The organism is Pseudomonas eucalypticola (genome assembly GCF_013374995.1).
GTDB lineage: Bacteria > Pseudomonadota > Gammaproteobacteria > Pseudomonadales > Pseudomonadaceae > Aquipseudomonas > Aquipseudomonas eucalypticola.
Window position 1 is genome coordinate 65,342 of record NZ_CP056030.1, and the last position, 22,167, is coordinate 87,508.

General features: G+C 63.4%; 21 protein-coding genes and 1 pseudogene. 12 read left to right on the forward strand and 10 right to left on the reverse strand.

What is annotated here, in order from left to right:
- The first annotated feature begins 13 nt into the window (after positions 1 to 13).
- The 3 genes from HWQ56_RS00345 to HWQ56_RS00355 are packed head-to-tail and all read left to right on the forward strand — an operon-like array spanning position 14 to position 2,605.
- Positions 14 to 1,063, forward strand: coding sequence for a COX15/CtaA family protein (locus HWQ56_RS00345; protein ID WP_176569506.1), 1,050 nt, complete (start codon positions 14 to 16; stop codon positions 1,061 to 1,063).
- Between the two features lie 16 nt (positions 1,064 to 1,079).
- On the forward strand, positions 1,080 to 1,976 hold the full coding sequence (gene cyoE, locus HWQ56_RS00350; RefSeq protein ID WP_158153069.1) for a heme o synthase: 897 nt from the start codon (positions 1,080 to 1,082) through the stop codon (positions 1,974 to 1,976).
- A complete protein-coding gene (locus HWQ56_RS00355) occupies positions 1,973 to 2,605 on the forward strand; it encodes an SCO family protein (RefSeq protein WP_176569507.1) in 633 nt (210 codons plus the stop codon). The genes cyoE and HWQ56_RS00355 overlap by 4 nt, the downstream gene beginning before the upstream one ends.
- A 75-nt stretch (positions 2,606 to 2,680) precedes the next feature.
- Here HWQ56_RS00355 and HWQ56_RS00360 read toward each other — a convergent pair whose 3' ends face one another.
- The 3 genes from HWQ56_RS00360 to HWQ56_RS00370 all read right to left on the reverse strand — a co-directional run bounded on the left by HWQ56_RS00360 (position 2,681) and on the right by HWQ56_RS00370 (position 5,207).
- The gene (locus tag HWQ56_RS00360; RefSeq protein ID WP_158153071.1) at positions 2,681 to 3,454 is read right to left on the reverse strand and encodes a MetQ/NlpA family ABC transporter substrate-binding protein; all 774 of its coding nucleotides are present in this window, start codon (positions 3,452 to 3,454) and stop codon (positions 2,681 to 2,683) included.
- 74 nt (positions 3,455 to 3,528) lie between these two features.
- The gene (locus HWQ56_RS00365) at positions 3,529 to 4,200 is read right to left on the reverse strand and encodes a methionine ABC transporter permease (RefSeq protein WP_158153072.1); all 672 of its coding nucleotides are present in this window, start codon (positions 4,198 to 4,200) and stop codon (positions 3,529 to 3,531) included.
- Positions 4,200 to 5,207 carry a methionine ABC transporter ATP-binding protein gene (locus HWQ56_RS00370; RefSeq protein ID WP_158153073.1) on the reverse strand — a complete coding sequence of 336 codons (1,008 nt, stop codon included), beginning with the start codon at positions 5,205 to 5,207 and terminating at the stop codon, positions 4,200 to 4,202. The genes HWQ56_RS00365 and HWQ56_RS00370 overlap by 1 nt, the downstream gene beginning before the upstream one ends.
- A gap of 266 nt (positions 5,208 to 5,473) precedes the next feature.
- Between HWQ56_RS00370 and katE the strand changes: the two genes are divergently transcribed.
- The gene (gene katE / locus HWQ56_RS00375) at positions 5,474 to 7,612 is read left to right on the forward strand and encodes a catalase HPII (RefSeq protein WP_158153074.1); all 2,139 of its coding nucleotides are present in this window, start codon (positions 5,474 to 5,476) and stop codon (positions 7,610 to 7,612) included.
- A 54-nt stretch (positions 7,613 to 7,666) separates the two neighbouring features.
- Here katE and HWQ56_RS00380 read toward each other — a convergent pair whose 3' ends face one another.
- The 4 genes from HWQ56_RS00380 to zur all read right to left on the reverse strand — a co-directional run bounded on the left by HWQ56_RS00380 (position 7,667) and on the right by zur (position 10,515).
- Entirely contained in the window at positions 7,667 to 8,380 is a 714-nt protein-coding gene (locus HWQ56_RS00380; protein WP_176569508.1) for a PA5502 family lipoprotein, read from the reverse strand.
- Positions 8,381 to 8,466: 86 nt separating this feature from the next.
- Positions 8,467 to 9,249 (reverse strand): zinc ABC transporter permease subunit ZnuB, encoded by a 783-nt coding sequence (znuB, locus tag HWQ56_RS00385; protein WP_158153076.1) that lies wholly within the window; start codon positions 9,247 to 9,249, stop codon positions 8,467 to 8,469.
- Positions 9,242 to 10,033: a zinc ABC transporter ATP-binding protein ZnuC gene (gene znuC / locus HWQ56_RS00390; RefSeq protein ID WP_158153077.1), complete on the reverse strand. Its 792-nt coding sequence runs from the start codon at positions 10,031 to 10,033 to the stop codon at positions 9,242 to 9,244. Before znuC ends, znuB begins: the two co-directional genes overlap by 8 nt.
- Positions 10,033 to 10,515 carry a zinc uptake transcriptional repressor Zur gene (zur, locus tag HWQ56_RS00395; protein ID WP_158153078.1) on the reverse strand — a complete coding sequence of 161 codons (483 nt, stop codon included), beginning with the start codon at positions 10,513 to 10,515 and terminating at the stop codon, positions 10,033 to 10,035. The genes znuC and zur overlap by 1 nt, the downstream gene beginning before the upstream one ends.
- Positions 10,516 to 10,572: 57 nt before the next feature.
- Between zur and HWQ56_RS00400 the strand changes: the two genes are divergently transcribed.
- A complete protein-coding gene (locus tag HWQ56_RS00400; RefSeq protein WP_158153079.1) occupies positions 10,573 to 11,505 on the forward strand; it encodes a zinc ABC transporter substrate-binding protein in 933 nt (310 codons plus the stop codon).
- 32 nt (positions 11,506 to 11,537) lie between these two features.
- On the opposite strand, the gene HWQ56_RS00405 is transcribed toward HWQ56_RS00400, so the two are convergent.
- Complete coding sequence (locus HWQ56_RS00405) at positions 11,538 to 12,488, reverse strand: homoserine kinase (protein ID WP_158153080.1); 951 nt, start codon at positions 12,486 to 12,488, stop codon at positions 11,538 to 11,540.
- A 59-nt stretch (positions 12,489 to 12,547) separates the two neighbouring features.
- On the reverse strand, positions 12,548 to 12,838 hold the full coding sequence (locus HWQ56_RS00410) for a DUF2782 domain-containing protein (protein WP_158153081.1): 291 nt from the start codon (positions 12,836 to 12,838) through the stop codon (positions 12,548 to 12,550).
- A 74-nt stretch (positions 12,839 to 12,912) separates the two neighbouring features.
- On the opposite strand from HWQ56_RS00410, the gene polA reads away from it, so the two are divergent.
- Complete coding sequence (gene polA, locus HWQ56_RS00415; RefSeq protein ID WP_176569509.1) at positions 12,913 to 15,678, forward strand: DNA polymerase I; 2,766 nt, start codon at positions 12,913 to 12,915, stop codon at positions 15,676 to 15,678.
- A 350-nt stretch (positions 15,679 to 16,028) separates the two neighbouring features.
- On the opposite strand, the gene yihA is transcribed toward polA, so the two are convergent.
- A complete protein-coding gene (gene yihA / locus HWQ56_RS00420) occupies positions 16,029 to 16,661 on the reverse strand; it encodes a ribosome biogenesis GTP-binding protein YihA/YsxC (RefSeq protein WP_158153083.1) in 633 nt (210 codons plus the stop codon).
- A 156-nt stretch (positions 16,662 to 16,817) separates the two neighbouring features.
- Between yihA and HWQ56_RS29325 the strand changes: the two are divergent.
- From HWQ56_RS29325 to HWQ56_RS00445, 6 genes and pseudogenes are all read left to right on the forward strand, one after another.
- A pseudogene (locus tag HWQ56_RS29325) lies at positions 16,818 to 16,952 on the forward strand (hypothetical protein); the annotation flags it as partial.
- A gap of 18 nt (positions 16,953 to 16,970) precedes the next feature.
- Positions 16,971 to 17,576, forward strand: a complete 606-nt coding sequence (locus HWQ56_RS00425) for a c-type cytochrome (protein WP_176569510.1) — start codon at positions 16,971 to 16,973, stop codon at positions 17,574 to 17,576.
- Positions 17,577 to 17,732: 156 nt separating this feature from the next.
- Positions 17,733 to 18,383 (forward strand): thiol:disulfide interchange protein DsbA/DsbL, encoded by a 651-nt coding sequence (locus tag HWQ56_RS00430; RefSeq protein WP_176569511.1) that lies wholly within the window; start codon positions 17,733 to 17,735, stop codon positions 18,381 to 18,383.
- A gap of 14 nt (positions 18,384 to 18,397) precedes the next feature.
- On the forward strand, positions 18,398 to 19,276 hold the full coding sequence (locus HWQ56_RS00435) for an endonuclease/exonuclease/phosphatase family protein (protein WP_158153086.1): 879 nt from the start codon (positions 18,398 to 18,400) through the stop codon (positions 19,274 to 19,276).
- Positions 19,273 to 21,261 carry a GGDEF domain-containing protein gene (locus HWQ56_RS00440; protein ID WP_176569512.1) on the forward strand — a complete coding sequence of 663 codons (1,989 nt, stop codon included), beginning with the start codon at positions 19,273 to 19,275 and terminating at the stop codon, positions 21,259 to 21,261. Before HWQ56_RS00435 ends, HWQ56_RS00440 begins: the two co-directional genes overlap by 4 nt.
- A 109-nt stretch (positions 21,262 to 21,370) precedes the next feature.
- Positions 21,371 to 22,147: an N-acetylmuramoyl-L-alanine amidase gene (locus HWQ56_RS00445; RefSeq protein WP_176569513.1), complete on the forward strand. Its 777-nt coding sequence runs from the start codon at positions 21,371 to 21,373 to the stop codon at positions 22,145 to 22,147.
- The last annotated feature ends 20 nt before the right edge of the window (positions 22,148 to 22,167 follow it).

The following is a 22,167-nucleotide window of genomic DNA, read 5'->3' on the forward strand; positions in this document are numbered from 1 at the left end:
GAGCCGCCTCACCATGGCCAAACCTGGATACCGCCTTGCGTTACTGGCCACCGTGCTCGCCCTGCTGGTGGTGTTGCTCGGTGCCTACACCCGCCTCACCCATGCCGGCCTTGGCTGCCCCGACTGGCCTGGTTGTTACGGCTTCATCGCCGTGCCCAGTTCCGAGGCGCAACTGGCCCACGCCCAGGCGCATTTTCCCGAACACCCCGTGGAGGCCCAGAAGGGCTGGAGCGAGATGGTCCACCGGTACTGCGCTGGCAGCCTGGCGCTGCTGGTGGGCTTGCTGGCCATCCAGGCGTGGCGTTACCACGGGCGTGACGGACAGCCCTTCAGGCTGGTGCTGATGCTACTGGGCGTGATCGTCGCCCAGGCAGCCTTTGGCATGTGGACCGTGACGCTAAAGCTGTGGCCCCAGGTGGTCACCACTCACCTGTTGGGTGGCTTCACCACCTTGAGCCTCTTGATGCTGTTGAGCCTGCGGTTGTCCGGTGCATGGGCGCGGTTGCCTGGTGTATCGCCGAGGTTGCGCCGCTGGGCGCTGTTGAGCCTGGCGCTGGTGATCGGCCAGATTGCCTTGGGCGGTTGGGTCAGCTCCAATTACGCCGCCATGGCCTGTACCGATTTTCCCCTGTGCCAGGGCCAATGGTTGCCTGACGCGGATTTTGCCAACGCCTTCCACCTGGCCCAGCACATTGGCCCCAACTACCTGGGGGGGCACCTGGACAGTGAAGCCCGCACGGCCATTCACCTGGCCCACCGCGCCGGCGCCTGCGCACTGAGCCTGGTGCTGCTTGCCCTGGCGTGGCAACTGCGCGCCGAGGGGCTGGGCCGGCTGGCCCTGGCCGTGGTGGCGGCACTCGGCCTGCAGGTGCTGCTGGGTATCAGCAATGTGGTGTTGCACCTTCCGCTGGTCGTAGCGGTGGCTCATAACGCAGGCGGGGCCATACTGTTAATGACCCTGGTTGGGGTCAACTACCGCTTGCGCGGCGTGCCCGGCTTCGGTGCAGTGGCTGCGCGCCTTACATGGCGCCCGCATCTGCCGGTGCTCGGGTCGGGCAAATGAACACAAGGAGAGCGTAATGACGACGGCAACGGGCGACCATGCCCAGGCCGGCTGGCGTGACTACCTGGAGCTGACCAAGCCCAAGGTCGTGGTGCTGATGCTGATGACGTCCCTGGTGGGCATGTTCCTGGCCACCCGTGCGGGCGTTCCGTGGACCGTGCTGGTGTTTGGCAACCTGGGCATCGCCCTGTGCGCCGGTGGCGCCGCGGTCATCAACCATGTCGTCGACCGGCGCATCGACGCGCTGATGGCCCGCACCCACAAGCGGCCCGTGGCCGAGGGCCGGGTGGGGCCAGCGGCGGCGCTGGCCTTCGCCGCCGTGCTGGCGGTAGGCGGCATGGTCATCCTGCTGGTGTTCACCAACCCGCTGTGTGCCTGGCTGACCCTGGCCTCGCTATTGGGCTATGCGGTGATCTACACCGGTTTCCTCAAGCGTGCCACACCGCAGAACATCGTCATTGGCGGCCTGGCCGGCGCCGCGCCACCACTGCTCGGCTGGGTGGCCGTTACTGGCCACATGGGCCCGGAGCCCTTGTTGCTGGTGCTGATCATTTTCGCCTGGACCCCGCCGCATTTCTGGGCCCTGGCCATCCATCGGCGGGAAGAGTACGCCCGCGCTGAAATTCCCATGCTGCCGGTCACGCACGGTGTGTACTACACCAAGGTGCATATCCTGCTGTACACCGGCATCATGCTGGTGGCCACGTTGCTGCCCTACCTGATCCGCATGAGCGGCCTGCTCTACCTGGTATGCGCCCTGGCGCTGGGCGCGCGCTTCCTGCAATGGGCCGTGGTGTTGTACCGTGGCAGCCATCCGCATGCGGCCATGAGCCTGTTCAAGTACTCCATCTGGTACCTGTTGCTGCTGTTCGTCGCCCTGCTTGTCGACCACTACCTGCTGCTGAGCCTATGACCCGCGTACAGAAAACTGTCTTCATCCTGGCTGCCGTCGTCGCGGTGATCATCGGCCTGACCGTGCACCGCGTGCTGCAGGACAACCGCGAAGGCGTCAACACTGCCTTCATCGACGCCGGCATCATCCTGCTGCCCGAACACCGCAGCGTCCCCGCGGTGACGATGACCGACCAGGACGGCAAGCCCGTGCAGCTGGACGAACTGAAGGGCAAGTGGTCGGTGCTCTTCTTCGGTTACACCTTTTGCCCGGACATTTGCCCCACCACCCTGGCGCAATTGCGCCAGGTCAAAAGCGAACTGGCCCCGGCAGTAGCGGCGCGCTTGCAGGTGGTGCTGGTCAGCGTCGACCCGAACCGGGACACGCCGCAGCAGTTGAAGCAGTACCTGGGTTATTTCGACAAGGAATTTCGTGGTTTCACCGGCGATGGTGACAGCCTGCAGAAACTGGCCAATGGCTTGAGCATGCCCTATATCCCAGCGGACACCAGCCAGCCGAACTACATCGTGCAGCACAGTGGCAACCTGGCGTTGCTGGGGCCGGATGGTACGCAGAGAGGTTTTGTGCGGGCGCCCCTGAACGGGCAGAAACTGGTGGCGCAGTTGCCTGCGCTGGTGCAGCGCGATTGACTGCAGCGCCTTTGACGCGGCCTGGCGGCCGCTGCTACGGAGAGTTGTAGCAGTGGCCGGAGGCGGCGTCGGAGGTCAGAACGCAGGCAGGATGGCGCCCTTGTATTTGTCCTGGATGAACGCCTTCACCTCGGGGCTATGCAGCGCCGCCGCCAGTTTCTGCATGGCTGGCGAGTCCTTGTTGTCCGGGCGCGCTACGAGGATGTTCACGTAAGGCGAGTCATTGCCTTCAATCGCCAGGGCGTCCTTGGACGGGTCCAGCTTGGCTTCCAGCGCATAGTTGGTGTTGATCAGCGCCAGGTCGACCTGGGTCAGCACGCGGGGCAGGGTGGCGGCTTCCAGTTCGCGGATTTTCAGGTCTTTGCTGTTCTCGACGATGTCCTTGGGCGTGGACAGGATGTCATTGGCGTCCTTGAGCTTGATCAGGCCGACCTTTTGCAGCAGCAACAGTGCGCGGCCGCCGTTGGTCGCGTCGTTGGGGATGACAACGTTGGCACCACCCGGAATGTCGGCGAGGCTCTTCCACTTGCTCGAGTAGGCGCCAAGCGGCTCCAGGTGCACGCCGGTCACGGCCACCAGGTTGGTGCCCTTGCCCTTGTTGAACTCATCCAGGTACGGCTGGTGCTGAAAGAAGTTGGCGTCCAGGCGCTTCTCGGCTACCTGCACGTTGGGTTGGATGTAGTCGGTGAATACCTTCACGTTCAGGTCCACGCCTTCCTTGGCCAACTGCGGCTTCACGAATTCGAGGATTTCTGCGTGCGGCACGGCGGTGGCGGCCACGGTCAGGGTGTCGTTGGCGTGGGCCGACAGGGCGGCCACGGCGGCGAAGGCCGCCAGCAGTCTTTTCATCATGAGCTCCTTGTAGGGGCCCGGCGGGCCCCGGTGCCGTGGCGTTGCCGCGGCTTTTCAATCTGTATAGAGGGTTACTTGCGGGAGAAGTGCACTACCAGCTTGTCGCCGATGGTTTGCAGCACTTGAACCAGCACCACCAGGATTACCACGGTGACGATCATCACATCGGTCTGGAAACGCTGGTAGCCGAAACGGATCGCCAGGTCACCCAGGCCGCCAGCGCCGACCACGCCAGCCATGGCCGTGTAGGACACCAGTGTAATCGCTGTGACAGTAATCGCCGCGATGATGCCCGGCAGGGCTTCGGGCAGCAGGGCGTTCATGATGATCTGCCGTGGGGTGGCGCCCATGGACTGGGTGGCCTCGATGATGCCGCGGTCCACCTCGCGCAGGGCGGTTTCCACCAGGCGGGCGAAGAACGGCGTGGTCCCGATGACCAGGGGTGGAATGGCACCGGCCACACCGAGCGAGGTACCGGTGATCAGTACGGTGACCGGAATCAGCACGATCAGCAAAATGATGAACGGCAGCGAGCGCAGCACGTTCACGCAGAACGCCAGCAGCGCATACAGGCCCTTGTTCTCGAACAGTTGGCGCGGGCCGCAGATGAACAGCAGCACGCCCAGTGGCAGGCCCAGCAGCACGGTGAAGATCAGCGAAGCGCCGAGCATGACCATGGTGTCGTTGGTGGCTTCGAGAATCTCGGACCAGTCGACGTTGGCGAAGTAGTTGAGGAAGTCCATCAGCGCAGCACCTCCATATGAACGTCTGCAGAGGTGAAGCGGGCAAAGGCAGCGTCCATGTCGCCACCGGTGATGGCGAGGGTCAGTTGCCCGTAAGGCGTGTCTTTGATGCGATCGATGCGGCCTGCGAGGATGCTGTAGTCCACGCCGGTCTCGCGGGCGACGGTGCCCAGCAACGGCGCGTAGGTGGACTCACCCTGGAAGGTCAGGCGCACGATGCGGCCTGGCACATGGGCAAAGTCGGCACGCTGGTCATTCTCGTCCACCTCTTCGTCTTCCTGGACAAAGCGCTTGGTGGTCGGGTGTTGCGGGTGGAGGAACACATCGGCTACCGCACCCTGCTCCACGATCACGCCAGCGTCCATCACCGCCACCTGGTCGCAGACCCGGCGGATCACGTCCATCTCGTGGGTGATCAGGACGATGGTCAGCTTCAATTCGCGGTTGATCTCGGCCAGCAGTTGCAGCACCGACGCCGTGGTCTGCGGATCGAGGGCACTGGTGGCCTCGTCGCACAGCAGCACCTTGGGGTTGGTAGACAAAGCGCGGGCGATGCCCACGCGTTGTTTCTGGCCCCCTGACAGCTGCGCCGGATATTTCCTGGCATGGTCAGACAGGCCGACCCGCTCCAGCAGCGCAGCGACACGCTTGTTGATTTCCGCGTTGCTCAACTCACCGGCCAGGCGCAGCGGCAACGCGACGTTGTCGGCCACGGTCTTGGACGCCAGCAAATTGAAGTGCTGGAAGATCATGCCGACCTGCTGGCGGAAACGCCGCAAGCTATTGGCGTCGAACGCGGTGACGTCTTCGCCGTCGACAATGATCTTGCCGCCGCTAGGTGCCTCAAGACGGTTGATGAGGCGCAGCAGGGTGCTTTTGCCCGCACCGGAATGGCCAATCAGGCCGAATACCTGACCGTTCTCGACGCTCAGGTTGGTGGGATGCAGCGCGGGGATTTCCCTACCGTTGACGCGGTAGGTTTTATGGACATTTTGGAACTCGATCACGTAGCGAACCTTGTGGGGCGCATGAAAAAGGGATCAGCGGTTAGCCGGTCGCGCATTTTAGCCTGTCCGTATAGAGAGACTTAGCATTTATTTCGTAAACATCCTTTCATTCGGCAATAAGACGATCAAAGGTCCCTAAATAAACGGAACGGCGGCATAAGGCATCAGTCATTACCTAGGTATCGCCATTATCCCTACCCGTGACGGGGATTTTCGCCACGCGGACCGCATGCAAAGCGCGGCTGCAGATGAGGAGTCTAGGACAGATGAAGAAGACCAAGCCTACCAACGGTAAAAGCCAGCTGGCCGGTACCGATACCCCGGACCGGGCCAACACCAACGCCAAGCTCGACAGCCTGGAAGCGTTTCGCAGTGATGCCACCGAGCAGGCCCTGCGTACCAACCAGGGCGTGAAAATCAGCGACAACCAGAACACCTTGAAAGTGGGTGCCCGCGGCCCCTCGCTGCTCGAAGATTTCATCATGCGCGAGAAGATCACGCATTTTGACCATGAGCGTATCCCGGAGCGCATCGTTCATGCCCGCGGCACCGGAGCACATGGCTATTTCCAGACCTATGAAGCGCATTCCGACCTGACCAAGGCCGGTTTTCTGCAAGACCCGGCCAAGCAAACCCCAGTGTTTGTACGGTTTTCCACCGTGCAGGGGCCACGTGGCTCGGGCGATACCGTCCGCGATGTTCGCGGGTTTGCCGTGAAGTTTTACACCGATGAAGGCAACTTCGACCTTGTTGGCAACAACATGCCGGTGTTTTTCATTCAGGATGCCATCAAGTTTCCGGACTTCGTGCACGCGGTGAAGCCTGAACCGCATAACGAGATTCCCACTGGCGGTTCGGCCCACGACACCTTCTGGGACTTCGTCTCGCTGGTGCCCGAGTCGGCGCACATGGTGATCTGGACCATGTCCGACCGCGCCATTCCGAAAAGCCTGCGCACCATGCAAGGCTTCGGCATCCACACCTTCCGGCTGATCAACGCCGAAGGTAAGTCGACCTTCGTCAAGTTCCACTGGAAACCCAAGGCGGGCGTGTGCTCGCTGGTGTGGGACGAAGCGCAGAAGCTGGCCGGCAAGGACACCGACTACCATCGCCGCGACCTGTGGGAAGCCATCGAGACTGGCGACTACCCCGAATGGGAACTGGGTGTGCAGATCGTCGCTGAGGAAGATGAGCACAAGTTCGAGTTCGACCTGCTCGACCCCACCAAAATCATTCCGGAAGAGTTGGTACCCGTAACCCCGCTGGGCAAAATGGTGCTCAACCGCAACCCGGACAACTATTTCGCCGAGACCGAGCAGGTCGCGTTCTGTCCTGGCCACATCGTGCCGGGTATCGACTTCTCCAATGACCCGTTGCTGCAGGGCCGGCTGTTTTCCTACACCGACACCCAGATCAGCCGTCTGGGTGGGCCGAACTTCCACGAGATCCCGATCAACCGCCCTGTCGCCCCGAACCACAACGGCCAGCGCGACGCTCAACACCGCACCACCATCGACAAGGGCCGTGCGTCCTATGAGCCTAACTCCATCGACGGTGGCTGGCCCAAGGAGACCCCCGCGGCAGCCCAGGACGGTGGTTTCGAGACCTACCCCGAGCGGATCGAGGCCCACAAGGTACGTCAGCGCAGCGAGTCGTTCGCCGACCACTTCTCCCAGGCGCGTCTGTTCTTCCACAGCTTGAGCAAGCCGGAGCAGGAGCACGTTATCGCTGCTTACAGCTTTGAGCTGGGCAAAGTTGACCGCGAGTACATTCGTGCCCGCCAGGTGAACGAGATTCTTGCCAACATCGATCTGGACCTGGCTGGCCGGGTAGCTGCCAACCTTGGCCTGCCGGCGCCGACGGCTGGCACTGTGCAGGTGCCCGAGTTGTCGCTCAAGGAGTCCCCGGCGCTCAGTCAGTTGAACCTGCTGGCTGGCGACATCAAGGGGCGCAAGGTGGCTGTGCTGGTGGCCGATGGCGTCGATGGCGCCCAGGTGGACGCGCTGAAGAAGGCGCTGGAGGCCGAGTGGGCCCACGCCAAGATCCTGGGCCCGACCTCTGCACCCGTGAAAACGGCGGATGGCAAGACCCTGGCCGTGGATGCATCGGCCGAAGGGCTGCCTTCGGTGGCGTTCGACGCCGTCTGGGTGCCGGGTGGCAAAGCGTCGGTGCAGGCTCTGAGCGGCAACGGCGTGGCGCTGCACTACCTGCTCGAAGCCTACAAGCACCTCAAGGCCATCGGCGTGAACAGTGAAGCCAAGAGCTTGATCGATGCGCTCAAGCTGGATGTGGATGCGGGGCTGATCGTGGGTGACGACGCCAAGGCGCATAAAGCGTTCTTCGCTGCCATCGCCAAGCACCGCGTCTGGGACCGCGAGCCGAAGGCAAAGGCTATCCCGGCCTAAGGGACCGGGAGGCACCTGCCCTGCCGCAGGACCGGGCGAACCTCGGTCTTGCGGTTACTGCTTGCGCGGGGTCAGCACCATTTGCGCAGGACTATTGCGCAGGATCTTGTGCTCCAGCTTCCATGCCAACCCTGGCTCGAGCTTGTTGACGCGTTTGGTCAGCAACGTTTGCAGCCACGGCCAGTCCTGGGTACGTGGCACCACCACGATCACATCGCAGTGGTAATTCACCACGTCGGTGGCGATGTCGTCGAGTTGGCGCTGCAAGGCCCGGCCATCAGTGATGTTCAGCGCTACCGGTGAGCTTTCGGCAGTCGGGTCGATGACCTTGGCCGCAGGCTTGGCTTCCGCCGCCTGCAATGCAGCTTCGGCCTTGTCCAGCTCGGCCTTGCGGGCCTGGCGGATGGGGCCGTTGGCACCGCCGGTCAGGGCCGGGGCCTTGGGCATCAACGCACGAGCCCGGGCCAGGGCGTTGGCGGCGGCATTGACGTCACCCTTTTGCAGCACAATCTGGCTGCGCTGCAGGTAGGCTTCCGCCAACTGACGCTGGTAAGGCTCCAGGCGCGGGTCATCGGGGCTCTGCTTTTGCAGGGCAACCAACTGGTCCTCGGCAGTGGCCAACTCGCCGCTGTCGATGTTCTGTTGCAGTTGCAGAAAGGCATCCGGCGCCGCCGGTGGCGCGGCAGTTTCCGGTGCATGGCTCTGGCAAGCGCCCAATATGAGCGAAAATGCGGCAAGGAGCAGATAACGGGAGGCGAACGGCTTCATTCCTGCGACTCTCTATTTGCGCAAAAAGCGGCCAAGTCTACACCCTGGCAAGTGCCACGAGAATAACCTGTGACAGATCACCACCGTCAACGGCGGGGTAGCGCGAAGCTCAATAGGAACAGTGTAGCGGCGCAGACGACGATCGATGGCCCGGCCGGTGTGTCCTTGAACCAGGACAGCGCCAAGCCACCGCACACTGCGACAACCCCCAGAATACTGGCGCCAAGGGCCATTTGCTCCGGGGATTTGGCGTGGCGTTGGGCCGCGGCGGCGGGGATGATCAGCAACGAGGTGATCAGCAGCACCCCGACGATTTTCATCGCCACGGCAATGACGATGGCAATCAGCAGCATCAGGGTCATGCGCAGGCCCGCCACGGGCAAGCCTTCGACCCGCGCCAGCTCCTCGTGCACGGTGACCGCCAGCAAAGGCCGCCACAAGGCAAGCACCAGGGCCATCACCGCTGCACTGCCACCCAGTATCCAGGCAAGGTCGGTGGGGCTGATGGCCAGCAGGTCGCCAAACAGGTAGCTCATCAGGTCGATGCGCACGTCGTGCATGAAGCTCAGTACCACCAGGCCCAGCGACAGCGTGCTGGGCGCGAGGATGCCCAGCAGGGTGTCCGACGCCAACGGCTGGCGCTGCTGCAGGGTGACCAGTAGGATCGCCAGCAGCAGGCAGCCAACGGTTACCGCCAGCGCCGGGCTGACGTCGAGCACGAAGCCCAGCGCCACGCCCAGCAAGGCGGCGTGGGACAAGGTGTCGCCAAAATAAGCCATGCGCCGCCACACCACGAAGGAGCCCAGCGGGCCGGCGACCACCGCCAGGGACAAGCCGGCGAGCAAGGCGTAAAGCAGAAAATCAGCCATGCTTGCAGCCGTCTCCATGTACGTGGGGGGTGTGGGTGTGTTCGTCAGCGTCGGTAACCACTTCGCCATGCAGGTCGTGGGCATGGTCGTGGTGATGGTGGTAAACCGCCAAACTTGGCGCATGGTCGCCGAACAGCTCGACGAACGCCGGGTCGCCACTGACCTGCTCGGGGTGGCCGGAGCAGCACACATGGCGGTTCAGGCACACCACCTGGTCGGTGGTGCTCATCACCAGGTGCAGGTCGTGGGAAACCATCAGTACGCCACAGCCGTGGCGGTCGCGCAGGCGGGTGATAAGGGCATAGAGTTCAGCCTGGCCGGCCACGTCAACGCCCTGTACCGGTTCATCCAGCACCAGCAGCTGGGGTTCACGCAGCAGTGCGCGGGCCAGCAGCACGCGTTGCATTTCGCCGCCCGAAATGGTTTGTACCGGGCTGTCGATCACCTGTTCGGCACCTACTTCGGCCAGCGCCGCCAATGCCCGGCGACGGTCCACGCCGGGCACCAGGCGCAGAAACCGCAGTACCGACAGCGGCAGGGTAGGGTCTACATGCAGCTTTTGCGGCATGTAGCCAATGCGCAGCTTGGGCTTGCGCCACACCAGGCCGCTGTCAGGCTTGAGCAAGCCCAGTACCGTGCGCACCAGCGTGGTCTTGCCCGCGCCGTTGGGGCCGATCAGGGTGACGATTTCGCCGCTGCGCACACTGAGCTGGATATTATCCAGTATGTTCTGGCCGGCGAAGGTAACCGCCACCTGGTCAAGGCGGATCAGCGCATCGCTCATCAGGCGGCCTGGCAGGCCGAGCACAGGCCGACCACTTCCACCGTCTGGCCTTCGACCTTGAAGCCCACGTCGGCGGCGCTCTGGATGATGGCCTGGCTGATGGCAGGTTGCTCCAGCTCCAGGGCCACATGGCATTCGCGGCAGATCAGGAACTGGCCCTGGTGGGCGTGCTCGGGGTGGTTGCAGCCGATGAAGGCGTTCAGCGAAGCGATGCGGTGGACCAAGCCGTTTTCCAGCAGGAAGTCCAGCGCGCGGTAGACCGTGGGCGGTGCGGCGCGGCGGCCGTCCTGGTCGCTGAGCACGGCCAGGATGTCGTAGGCGCCCAGTGGCTTGTGGCTCTGCCACACCAGTTCCAGCACGCGGCGGCGCAGGGCCGTCAGGCGCAGGCCCATGCGAGCGCACAGGGCATCGGCTTCCGACAAGGCGCTGTGTACGCAGTGGGAGTGGTCGTGGGGGCGGTTGGCCAGCGGAGTAGTGGGCATGAGCGACGACGATATCAGTAAGAGACGTTATTATATTACCTGTTCTCACCGAGTCGAGTGGTCATTGTGTCCCGGAAATTTGCTCATTTTGTCGCTTTTTGCCTTGCCGCCGTCGTGATGCCGGCCGCTCAGGCCGAGGTTCGCGTGCTTACCAGCATCAAGCCCCTGCAACTGATTGCCGCAGCCGTGCAGGACGGCGTGGGCAGCCCCGAAGTGCTGCTGCCCCCGGGCGCGTCGCCGCATCATTACGCGTTGCGGCCTTCGGACGTGCGCCGCGTGGCCGACGCCGACCTGTTGTACTGGATCGGCCCGGACATGGAAGGCTTCTTGCCCAAAGTGGTAAAAACCCGCACCAAGCCGACCGTGACCATCCAGGACATGGCCGGCCTCAAGCTGCGCCACTTCACCGCCGACAGTCAGTCCCACGAAGAGGCCGACCCGGATGAGCACGACCACGACCACCGCCCTGGCAGTCTGGATTCGCACTTGTGGCTGTCCAGCTTCAATGCTCGGGTGATTGCCGCGCGCATGGCGGCCGACCTGGCCCAGGCCGACCCGGCCAATGCAGCACGCTACGCCAGCAACCTGAAGGCGTTCGATGGCCGCCTGGATGCGCTGGACGCGCGCCTGAAGACGCGCCTGGCGGGTGTCGCCGGCAAACCGTTCTTCGTTTTCCACGAGGGCTTTGATTACTTCGAGGATGAGTTCGGCGTGAAGCACGCTGGGGTATTCAGCGTCGCCGCCGAAGTGCAGCCGGGTGCCCAGCACGTGGCCGCCATGCGCGCCCGCCTGCAGGAAGCCGGCAAGTCTTGCGTGTTCAGTGAACCCCCTGCCCGCCCACGCCTGGCCGAAACCCTGACGGCAGGCCTGCCCGTGCGCCTGGCCGAACTGGACGGCCTGGGCGGTTTCGCCGACGCCACGCCGCAAGGTTACGAGCAGTTGCTGGAAAAGCTGGGCAGCGACCTGGCGGGCTGCCTGGAACAGCTCTGAGCCAAACCTGGCGCCGCCTGGTCTGCGAGTTATTACAACGCGAACGGCAGCGCCACGCTGACTTTCTGGCGCAATGCCAGGCGCCGTTCGAACTCGGCCGGGTCGTGAATCAGCACGTCCAGGCCGGCGAATGCCTGGGCAGCCACCAGTCGAGACAGCCAGAAGCGTACGCACGCCACACGTAACATCACCGGCCACAGCTCGGCCTCGGCCGCGGTGAAAGGCCGCAGCCCCGCGTAGGCCCCCAGCATCGCCCGCGCCCGCGGTGCATCCAGGGCGCCCGCTTCGTCCGAGCACCAGTCGTTCAGGCTGATGGCCAGGTCGTACAGCATCGGGCCCGAGCAGGCGTTGTAGAAGTCGATCACGCCGGTCAGGTGGGTGCCTTCGAACATGGCGTTGTCGCGGAACAGGTCGGCGTGCAGGTTAGCTCGCGGCAAGGCCAGGATCTGGGCCTTGTGGGCGCTGATCTCGTCCAGGGCGGCGCGCAGCAGCGCGGCGGCTTCGCTGCCGAGCTGGCCGATCTGACGTTCGCCTTCTTCCAGCATCCAGTCCAGGCCACGGTCGGTCTTGCGCTCCAGCACATGGTCGCGAGTAGCCAGGTGAATGTGGCTGATCAACTCGCCCATCTGCACGCAATGCTGGTTGTTGGGTTCCTTGACGTGCTTGCCCGGCAGCCGCGGTTGCAGCAGCGCCGGCTTGCCTGCCAGTTCGCGCAGGGCCACGCCGTCGCTGGCACGCAGGGCGTACGGTACCGGCAGGTTGGCTTCGTGCAGCACGTCCAGCAGTTCGACGAAGTACGGCAGGTCCTGAATGGGACCGCGCTCTACCAGTGTCAGGACAAACTCGCCCTGTTCCAGGCTGATGAAGAAATTGCTGTTCTCGGTTCCCGCGGCAATTCCCTGGAAATCGCGCAGGCGGCCCAGGCCATAGGGTGCGAGAAAGGTTTCAAGCTCAGGCCGCGACAGGGGTGTAAACACTGACATGAAGAGTTGCCCATACTGGCACCTCGCGGAGGAGGTGCCCGGTTGAAGTTAAGGTTGAGTCATTTCCATTCGAAGATCTTCCATGCCGGTATCAGCATGTCCGGCTGATCGGACCGAATGTAGTTGGCATCGGTGCCGTCGGCGCGAACCAGAAAGTACGGCTTGCCGTGCTTCGGGGTGACCTTGATCGCATACAGGAAGCCATTTTGCCGGTATTCCTGAATCGTTTTGTCGCCCTCCTGGCGAATGGTGACATCCGGATCGCCCGTGGGTGCATCGTCCGCGGCCATCACGGCCATCGGACAGGCAACCAGCAGGCTGGCCAGCAACAAGCGTTTTGCGGTGCGCATGATAACCTTGTCCCTTTGTCGTCAATGTTCCGGACATTCTAGCGCCGGACCCGCCGAAAAGGTTGATTCTGCTCATGAGCAAAGCTCCTCTCGTCCTCGTGGACGGTTCCTCCTACCTGTACCGGGCGTTTCATGCGCTGCCGCCGCTGACCACCTCGCGGGGGATGCCGACCGGCGCGGTGAAGGGCGTGTTGAACATGCTCAAAAGCCTGCGCAAACAGTACCCCGACAGCCCCTTCGCGGTTGTTTTCGATGCCAAGGGCGGTACGTTCCGCGACGAGATGTTCGCCGATTACAAGGCCAACCGTCCCAGCATGCCCGACGACCTGCGCGTGCAGGTAGAACCGCTGCACGCCAGCGTACGCGCCCTGGGTTACCCGCTGCTGTGCGTGGACAACGTCGAGGCTGACGATGTCATCGGTACCCTGGCCCGCAGCAGTGCCGCGGCGGACCGCCCGGTGATCATCTCCACCGGTGACAAGGACATGGCCCAGCTGGTCGACGGCCACGTTACCCTGGTGAACACCATGACCGGCAGTGTCATGGACATCGAAGGCGTGAAGGAGAAGTTCGGCGTCGGGCCCGAGCACATCATCGACTACCTGGCGTTGATGGGCGACAAGGTAGACAACATCCCCGGCGTTCCCGGCGTTGGTGAAAAGACCGCCGTCGGCCTGCTGGTGGGTATCGGCGGTGGCCTGAAGGAGTTGTACGAGAACCTCGACAAGGTCCCGGCCTTGCCAATTCGCGGCGCCAAGAACCTGCCCGCCAAGCTCGAAGAGCACAAGGACATGGCGTTCCTGTCGTACCAACTGGCGACCATCAAGGTCGACGTGCCGCTGGAGGTGGAAGTCGAGGCTCTGATGTGCGGTGAGCCTGACCGCGAAGCGCTGGTCGAGCTGTACACCGAACTGGAGTTCAAGAGCTGGATCGATGAAGTGCAGCGCGACGCCAAGCGCGCAGGGCAGGAAGTGGTGCCCGAGGCGGCGCCGGTGGCCGCCGTCGAGACCCGCTACGAAACCATCCTGGACCAGGCGCGGTTCGACCATTGGCTGGAGAAGCTGGCCAAGGCCGAGCTGTTCGCCTTCGACACCGAGACCACTGGCCTGGATGCGCAGAAAGCGCAACTGGTAGGCCTGTCGTTCGCCGTCGAGCCCCATGAAGCGGCCTACCTGCCGCTGACCCATTCGTACATGGGCGCCCCTGCGCAGTTGGATCGTGACACCGTGCTGCTGGCCCTCAAGCCGTTGCTGGAAGACCCGGCCAAGGCCAAGGTCGGCCAGAACGCCAAGTACGACATCAACATCCTGGCCAACTGCGCCATCGGCGGCGACCTCGCCCAGGGCATCACCGTGCGTGGGGTGAAGTTCGACACCATGCTCGAATCCTATGTGCTGGACTCCACGGCCACCCGTCATGACATGGACAGCCTGTCGGCCAAATACCTGGGCCACAGCACCATTACCTTCGAACAGATCGCAGGCAAGGGCGCCAAGCAGCTCACCTTCGACCAGATTCCCCTGGAGCAGGCAGGCCCTTACGCGGCGGAAGACGCTGACGTCACCCTGCGCCTGCACCAGTTGTTCCAGGCCAAACTGGCAGCTGCGCCAAGCCTGATCAGCGTGGTGGATGAGATCGAAATGCCCCTGGTGCCGGTGCTGGCCAAGATCGAGCGCCAGGGCGCACTGGTCGACGCTGACCTGCTGGGCGTGCAGAGCGGCGAGCTGGGCGACAAACTCGCCGAACTGGAGCGCCAGGCGTACGAAATCGCTGGCGAGGAGTTCAACCTTGGCTCGCCCAAGCAACTGGGGGTGATCCTCTACGACAAACTGGGCATGCCGGTTCTCAACAAGACCGCCAAGGGCCAGGCATCCACCGCCGAAGCCGTGCTGGCCGAACTGGCCGAGCAAGATTTCCCGCTGCCCAAGGTGCTGATGCAGTACCGCTCCCTGAGCAAGCTGAAAAGTACCTACACCGACCGTTTGCCGGAGCAGATCAACCCCCGCACGGGCCGCATCCACACCTCCTACCACCAGGCGGTGGCGGCCACCGGGCGCCTGTCGTCCAGCGACCCGAACCTGCAGAACATTCCCATCCGTACTGCCGAGGGCCGGCGTATCCGCCAAGCCTTCGTCGCCCCCAAGGGCTACAAACTGCTGGCCGCGGACTATTCGCAGATCGAGTTGCGCATCATGGCCCACCTGGCCAAGGATGAAGGTTTGCTGCATGCCTTCCAGAACAACCTCGACGTGCACCGCGCCACCGCCGCCGAAGTGTTCGGCGTGGAGCTTGACCAGGTCACCACCGACCAGCGTCGCAGCGCCAAGGCCATCAACTTCGGCCTCATCTACGGCATGAGCGCGTTCGGCCTGGCCAAACAGATCGGCGTGGACAACAAGCAGGCCCGGGAATACATCGACCGCTACTTTGCCCGCTATCCTGGCGTGCTGGCCTATATGGAGCGCACCCGCGCCCAGGCGGCCGAGCAAGGGTATGTCGAAACGCTGTTCGGCCGTCGCCTGTACCTGGCCGACATCAACGCCAAGAACCCGGCCCTGCGCAAGGGCGCCGAACGTACTGCGATCAACGCGCCCATGCAGGGCACGGCGGCCGATATCATCAAGCGCGCCATGGTGGCGGTGGACGGCTGGCTGACCGAGTCGGGCATCGACGCCCGGGTCATCCTGCAGGTACACGACGAACTGGTACTGGAAGTGCGCGAAGACCTGGTCGAACAGGTCAGCCAGCAGATCCGCCCGCACATGAGCAGCGCGGCCGAGCTGGATGTGCCGCTGCTGGTGGAAGTGGGCGTGGGCAACAACTGGGATGAGGCGCACTGACATCTGCCGATGCGCGCTATCTGTGGCGCGGTTTTGCGCCGCGTCACAGGTACGGATTCGGCAGCTTAATGACTAAGCTGCGCCTGGTTAGCAGAATTAGTTTCAAGGGCAGGGGAACTAAACCCGTCAACCACGACTCAGAGTACCTGAATGGCTGGTGAAGCCGTTCGATGCTCCTATGTTGTGTTAAGTGTTGGCAGATATCTGGACCCCGCCCTAGCGGTCCGGACTTGAACCCCGAACTTCCCCCTCCCCATACGAAGTCCGGGGTTTTTTTTGCCTGAAATTCAGCACCGGCCCTTATGCCGTGCCTTGCAGGACCGAATTTCGCCCGGTCCTGCACGATTGCTTCAGGCGTCCGGCTTGTCCGGCAACTCCATCCAGCGTGCCAGTACGGCATAGGCTTCTTCCAGGCCCAGACGCTTGGGCGCCGAGAACAGCTGAATGCTGACCGACTCGCCCCAACCCTTGCGAATGTCCGACTGCACCTTGAGCAGCGTGTTCTTCGCCGCGCCATAGGTGAGCTTGTCGGCCTTGGTCAGCAGGATGTGCATCGGCATATGGCTGGCTACCGACCAGTCCAGCATCAACTGGTCGAAGTCGGTCATTGGGTGGCGAATGTCCATCATCAGGATCAAGCCCTTGAGGCTCTCGCGGCTGCCCAGGTAAGCCTCAAGGTGGCGCTGCCAGTGCTGCTTGAGCGGGATCGGCACCTTGGCGTAGCCATAACCGGGCAAGTCCACCAGGCGGCGGTCTTCGTCCAGCTGGAAGAAGTTCAACAGCTGCGTGCGCCCCGGGGTCTTGGATGTGCGCGCCAGGCTGGCGTGGGTCAGGGTATTCAGGGCGCTGGACTTGCCGGCGTTGGAGCGGCCGGCGAAGGCTACTTCAAAGCCCTCATCGTCGGGGCACTGGTCGACCTTGGCGGCGCTGAGCGAGAAGGTAGCCTGTTGGCACAGACCGAGGATGGGGTTTTTGACTTGCATGTGATTTCCGGTGTGGGGCGACGCCGGGCAAGGGCCCTGGCATGCGGTTCGTTTCCGTTGAGGCAACGTCGGTAGTATATAATGCCGTAGATTCAGTGTGCGTTTTGTGCCGGCCAAGGGACAAGCGCCAGGACGAAATGCCTGCATGGTGCTAGCGTCACTTATATAACTCAGGGTTTCAAGGCTATGCCGCCGCGTGGATTGTGCACGGACAGCAGTGCTGAAGACTACAAAGCCGTCATCCGCCTGGATGAGCGGCCCAAGCCTGCGGCACAGATCTATCACCCTTAGCCGTAGTTGGATTAGCTGATGAGAAGAATAATAGTGAGTCTGCTGTTGACAGTAGGAATCACAGGCATGGCCCAGGCGGCGGGTGACCCGGCTGCGGGGCAGGCCAAGGCAGCGGTCTGTGGGGCCTGCCACGGCCCGGACGGCAACAGCATGGCGCCCATTTTCCCGAAACTGGCGGGCCAGGGCGAGCGCTACCTGAACAAGCAATTGCACGACATCAAGTCCGGTGCACGGCAGGTGCCGGAAATGACCGGCCTGCTGACCAACCTCAGTGACCAGGACCTGGCTGACCTCGCGGCCTACTTCAATAGCCAGCACGGCAGTGTAGGCGCCGCCGACGATAAAGTGGTGGCCAGGGGCGAGGCCCTGTTTCGCGGTGGCAAGCTGGATGCCGGGATGCCAGCCTGCACCGGCTGCCACTCTCCCAACGGCGCCGGCAATGCCATGGCAGGCTTTCCGCACCTGGGCGGCCAGCATGCCCAGTACGTGACCAAGCAGCTCACGGACTTTCGCGAGGGCAACCGCACCAACGACGGCGACACCATGGTCATGCGCAGCATCGCCGCCAAGCTCAGCAACAAGGACATCGAGGCCATCGCCTCCTATGTGCAGGGCTTGCACTGACACCCTTGTCGCGTCTTGAAATGAAACAAATGAAATGGGCGGCGTTGGTCGCCCTTTTTCATGAAGTCTGCCGTTACACTAGCGAACTGAACCCTGTGGTGACGTGTCTCAACGCGCGTCGTCGCAAGGCGATCCCCTTTTGCTCAGGAGTAAAGCATGCGTAATCTGATCCTCGGCGCCGCTCTGGTCGCTGCCACGCTGTTCGGCATCACCGCCCAGGCCGCTGACGCCCCGCTGGAAGCGGGTAAGCAGTACGTCGTACTGGAAAACCCGGTACCGGTTTCCCAGCCTGGCAAGATCGAAGTCGTCGAAATGTTCTGGTATGGCTGCCCTCACTGCTACGCCTTTGAGCCTACCATCAACCCATGGATCGAGAAGTTGCCAGCCGACGTGCACTTCGTGCGTGTGCCTGCCATGTTCGGCGGCCCGTGGGACCTGCATGGTCAGCTGTTCATCACCCTGGACATGATGGGCGTGGAGCACAAGGTTCACTCGGCCGTGTTCGATGCCATCCAGAAGCAGGGCAAGCGTCTGACCGACCCGAAAGACATGGCTGACTTCGTGGCCACCCAGGGCGTAGACAAGGACAAGTTCCTCGAGACCTACAATTCCTTCGCCGTGCAGGGCAAGGTCAAGCAGTACAAGGACCTGGCCCGCGCCTACGGCGTGCAAGGCGTACCGACCATGATCGTCAACGGCAAGTACCGTTTTGACCTCGGCACCGCTGGCGGCGCTGAAGAAACGCTGAAAGTGGCCGATGCACTGATTGCCAAAGAACGCGCAGCTGGCAAGAGTGCTGCCAACTAACCTCAGGTGAGCCCGTGCGCCGCTGGAGAACCGAACGTGTCGTAGGCCTGCGAGCCCCGCAGGTCAACGAGCATCACTTGCAGACCAGCGGCCTTCCCGAGGATGGCCGGCTGCGGCTGCTCAGTTTCAATATCCAGGTAGGCATCAGCACCGGGCGCTACCACCATTACCTGACCCGTAGCTGGCAGCACCTGCTGCCGCACACGGGGCGGGCTGGTAACCTGCAGAAAATCGGCAAGCTGTTGGCCGACTTCGACCTGGTGGCCCTACAGGAAGTGGACGGCGGCAGCCTGCGCTCCGGCTACGTCAACCAGGTGGAACACCTGGCCCAGCTGGGCAGCTTCCCCTACTGGTACCAGCAACTCAACCGCAACCTTGGCCGCCTGGCCCAGCACAGCAATGGCATCCTCAGCCGTCTGCGCCCCTGGAGCCTGGAAGACCACCCCTTGCCCGGGCCTGCCGGCCGCGGCGCCATCCTCGCGCGTTTTGGCGAGGGGCCCGACGCGCTGGTGGTGGTGATGATGCACCTGGCACTGGGCACCCGCACCCGTGCTCGGCAACTGGCCTATATTCGCGAGCTGATCGGCGGTTACCGCCATCAGATCCTCATGGGTGACATGAACACCCATGCCAATGACCTGCTGTTGAATTCGCCGCTGCGCGACCTGGGCCTGCTGGCGCCCCAGGCCGAAGCGACGTTTCCCAGCTGGCGGCCGCAGCGCTGCCTTGATCACATTCTGCTCAGCCCGGGCCTGACCCTTGAACGCGTTCAGGTACTGGACCTGCCCATTTCCGACCACTTGCCCGTGGCGGTAGAGATCCGCTTGCCCGATTCCCTTGTGGCCGACTCCTTGCCGGCCCTCAGCCCCTCACCTCGCAGACCCCAGGCATGACCGACGACGCCCAGCGCTGGAAAGAAAAGTACCTCAAGAGTATTGAACAGCAGGAAAAACTGGAGCGCCGCTGGAACGCGCGGCTGGATTTGCTGCGTCGCGGGTTGGTGCGCAGCACCCTGGCGGCCGAGGGCACGGACAAGGCAGTGGATGCCTGCATGAAGGAGATGCGCGAAGTGGTGCGCACCGACGACATGGACGCCGGCCTTGCCGCCTTGATCCCGCGCCTGGAAAAAGCCGTGCTCGACTCCGAGCAGCGGCGCGAGACGCGTGTGGCCCAGATAAGCACGGCACTGACGGCATTGGTGGACCAATTGCAGAAGTTGCCGCTGGCCCGTGAAGTCAGCAAGCCGCTGAAGAAATACGCCAAGCAGTTGGAGGACCGCGCCAGCCAGGCGCGCGAGATTCCGTTGCTGCTCAGTGAACTCAGTGGCCTGCAGGAACAGGCCCTGGCTGGCCTGGAGCCGCATGCCGAAGCGCAGCGCCCCGGCTTGTTGCAACGCCTGTTCGGTGGCCGTGAAGCCGACGCCGAACCCGCGGAAACGGACCAATCCGTGCAGCCGTCACCCGCTGCGCCGGTAGAAGTGGCCCCCGCGTTGGCTGTCGACCAGCCGCCGGCCCCCGCAGAGCCGGAAGTGGCCCAGGCTGATGCTGCCGCGGTCGAGGTAATTGCGCCGACCCCTTCTGAGCGAACAGCCGAACCCGAACTGCACACACCGCCGGTGGCGGCTACCCTGCAAGCCCCTGAGGGGGGGCAGGTTCAAGCTTTTCTGCCGCCGGTCCTGCTGGCCGAGCCGGTCCATGCGCCCATCGCCGCCCCGGTGGTATTCATCGACAGCCTGCCCTTGCCTACGGTCATGGCTGAAGCCATCGCCGCCATCGACCCCGAAGAGCCAGGGGAAGAGCTGCTTTACGCTCTGCCACCCTCCCCCGAGCCGTCGTACAGTTCGGTGGCAGCGCATATCGAAGACACGCTGCTTGGCCTGCTCAACGACCTGACATTGCCCGAGCGTCACCGCCCCCAGGCCGAGGCCATGCGCGACCGGCTCGAACACGGGCTGAACTGGTACGAGTTGCTGCCGATCCTCGACGATCTGGCCACGCTGATGCTGGCGATCAACGACAGCGGCCAGCATGACTTCGAGCTGTACCTCAAACAGCTCAATGAGCGCCTGGACACTTTCCAGAGCCATCTGCAGGCCGCCAGCGAAGGCCACGCCGACAGCGCCTCGGCAGCGCGTGCACTGGACAGCCAGTTGCGCGAACAGGTGGGTGGCCTGCAGAGCAGCGTGCAGGGCGCCACGGACGTGGCCAGCCTCAAGCAGGTCCTGGAACAGCGCCTGGAAGGGCTGATCGGCACCATTGACTCACATCAGCAGCAACGCGACCAGCGCGAACAGGAGATCGCCACGCGCTTGCAGAGCCTGGCCGAGCGGGTGGCGAGCATGGAGGGTGAAGCGCTGGAGTATCGCGAGCACCTTGAAGAACAGCGGCAGAAAGCCCTGATCGACCCCCTGACCGGGCTGGCCAACCGCGCCGCCTGGTCAGAGCGCCTGGAACAGGCCGTGGTGCAGCGCGAAGCCGACGGCAGCGAGTTGCTGCTGGCGATGCTGGACCTGGACCATTTCAAGTCGATCAACGACAGCTATGGTCACCTGGCAGGCGACAAGGTGCTGAAGATCATCGCCAACGAACTGCGCAAGCGCCTGCGGCCCACGGATTTCCTGGCGCGTTTTGGTGGCGAGGAGTTTGTACTGCTTATCCCTGCCACGCCGCTGGCCGACGCCGTGCGCCTGGTGGAAACCCTGCGCGCGGCGGTCGAAGCCTGTCCGTTCCACTTCAAGGGCCAGCGCGTGACCATCACCCTATCCATCGGCCTGGCGGCGTTCCGCGGTAGTGAGCGCAGCGAGCTGGTGCTCAAGCGCGCCGACGATGCGCTGTATCGCGCCAAGGACGCAGGCCGTAACCGCGTCATCAGCGCGTGAAGGGGCAGGCCGGGGCGCGGCAGGGTGGTCCGCCCCGGACACCGTTCAGGGAACGCAGCGGTGTGTGTTATACTATTGCATTACTGCCCACCAAGTTGCCTTCCAACCTATGAAATTCCTCGGCTGTGCCCTGCTGTTGCTCGCGTTGGCGGGCTGCTCCACTGGTCTGAGCATCGATCGCAGTCATCCTTCGGTCAACCATGACAGCCGAATTCAGTTCGTGGTGCTGCATTACACGTCCGCCTCGGACGAACGCTCGCTGGCGCTGCTGACTCACGGTCAGGTCAGTGCGCATTACCTGGTAGGCCTGAATCCACCGAAGGTCTACCAGTTGGTCGATGAAAATCAGCGGGCCTGGCACGCTGGAGAGAGTGAGTGGGACGGCCGCACCTGGCTCAATTCCAGCTCCATCGGCATCGAAATCGTCAACCCGGGGTTCACCGACTCTCCCAATGGCCGCTTGTGGTACCCGTACAGCGAAGAGCAGATCAAGGCCGTCGAGGCGTTGCTCAAGGACATCGTCAAGCGCTACAACATCGAGCCGCGCCATATCATTGGCCACAGTGACATCGCCCCCCTGCGCAAACAGGACCCGGGCCCGCTGTTCCCCTGGAAGCGTTTGGCAGACGATGGTTTGGGTATCTGGCCCGACGCGGCGGCCGTGGCCCGCAACAAGCCGCGCTTCGAGGTCAACCCGCCCAGCATGGCCTGGTACCAGCAGGAACTGGCGCGGCTGGGCTACGCCATCGAGCAGACCGGCGAGCTGGATGTCACCACCCGCCACGTGATCGCCGCCTTCCAGATGCACTTCCGCCCGGCGCGTTTCGATGGCCAGCCCGATGCCGAAACCGCCGCCATTCTGCAAGCGCTCAATAGCCAGCGTTAACGGGGCCCTGCCCAACGGGC

Bases quoted from the DNA above. Each gene is read 5' to 3' on its own strand.
- HWQ56_RS00345 (WP_176569506.1), top strand. From the start codon at position 14: ATGGCCAAACCTGGATACCGCCTTGCGTTACTGGCCACCGTGCTCGCC.
- cyoE (WP_158153069.1), top strand. From the start codon at position 1,080: ATGACGACGGCAACGGGCGACCATGCCCAGGCCGGCTGGCGTGACTAC.
- HWQ56_RS00355 (WP_176569507.1), top strand. From the start codon at position 1,973: ATGACCCGCGTACAGAAAACTGTCTTCATCCTGGCTGCCGTCGTCGCG.
- HWQ56_RS00360 (WP_158153071.1), bottom strand. From the start codon at position 3,454: ATGAAAAGACTGCTGGCGGCCTTCGCCGCCGTGGCCGCCCTGTCGGCC.
- HWQ56_RS00365 (WP_158153072.1), bottom strand. From the start codon at position 4,200: ATGGACTTCCTCAACTACTTCGCCAACGTCGACTGGTCCGAGATTCTC.
- katE (WP_158153074.1), top strand. From the start codon at position 5,474: ATGAAGAAGACCAAGCCTACCAACGGTAAAAGCCAGCTGGCCGGTACC.
- HWQ56_RS00380 (WP_176569508.1), bottom strand. From the start codon at position 8,380: ATGAAGCCGTTCGCCTCCCGTTATCTGCTCCTTGCCGCATTTTCGCTC.
- znuB (WP_158153076.1), bottom strand. From the start codon at position 9,249: ATGGCTGATTTTCTGCTTTACGCCTTGCTCGCCGGCTTGTCCCTGGCG.
- znuC (WP_158153077.1), bottom strand. From the start codon at position 10,033: ATGAGCGATGCGCTGATCCGCCTTGACCAGGTGGCGGTTACCTTCGCC.
- zur (WP_158153078.1), bottom strand. From the start codon at position 10,515: ATGCCCACTACTCCGCTGGCCAACCGCCCCCACGACCACTCCCACTGC.
- HWQ56_RS00405 (WP_158153080.1), bottom strand. From the start codon at position 12,488: ATGTCAGTGTTTACACCCCTGTCGCGGCCTGAGCTTGAAACCTTTCTC.
- HWQ56_RS00410 (WP_158153081.1), bottom strand. From the start codon at position 12,838: ATGCGCACCGCAAAACGCTTGTTGCTGGCCAGCCTGCTGGTTGCCTGT.
- polA (WP_176569509.1), top strand. From the start codon at position 12,913: ATGAGCAAAGCTCCTCTCGTCCTCGTGGACGGTTCCTCCTACCTGTAC.
- yihA (WP_158153083.1), bottom strand. From the start codon at position 16,661: ATGCAAGTCAAAAACCCCATCCTCGGTCTGTGCCAACAGGCTACCTTC.
- HWQ56_RS00425 (WP_176569510.1), top strand. From the start codon at position 16,971: ATGAGAAGAATAATAGTGAGTCTGCTGTTGACAGTAGGAATCACAGGC.
- HWQ56_RS00430 (WP_176569511.1), top strand. From the start codon at position 17,733: ATGCGTAATCTGATCCTCGGCGCCGCTCTGGTCGCTGCCACGCTGTTC.
- HWQ56_RS00440 (WP_176569512.1), top strand. From the start codon at position 19,273: ATGACCGACGACGCCCAGCGCTGGAAAGAAAAGTACCTCAAGAGTATT.
- HWQ56_RS00445 (WP_176569513.1), top strand. From the start codon at position 21,371: ATGAAATTCCTCGGCTGTGCCCTGCTGTTGCTCGCGTTGGCGGGCTGC.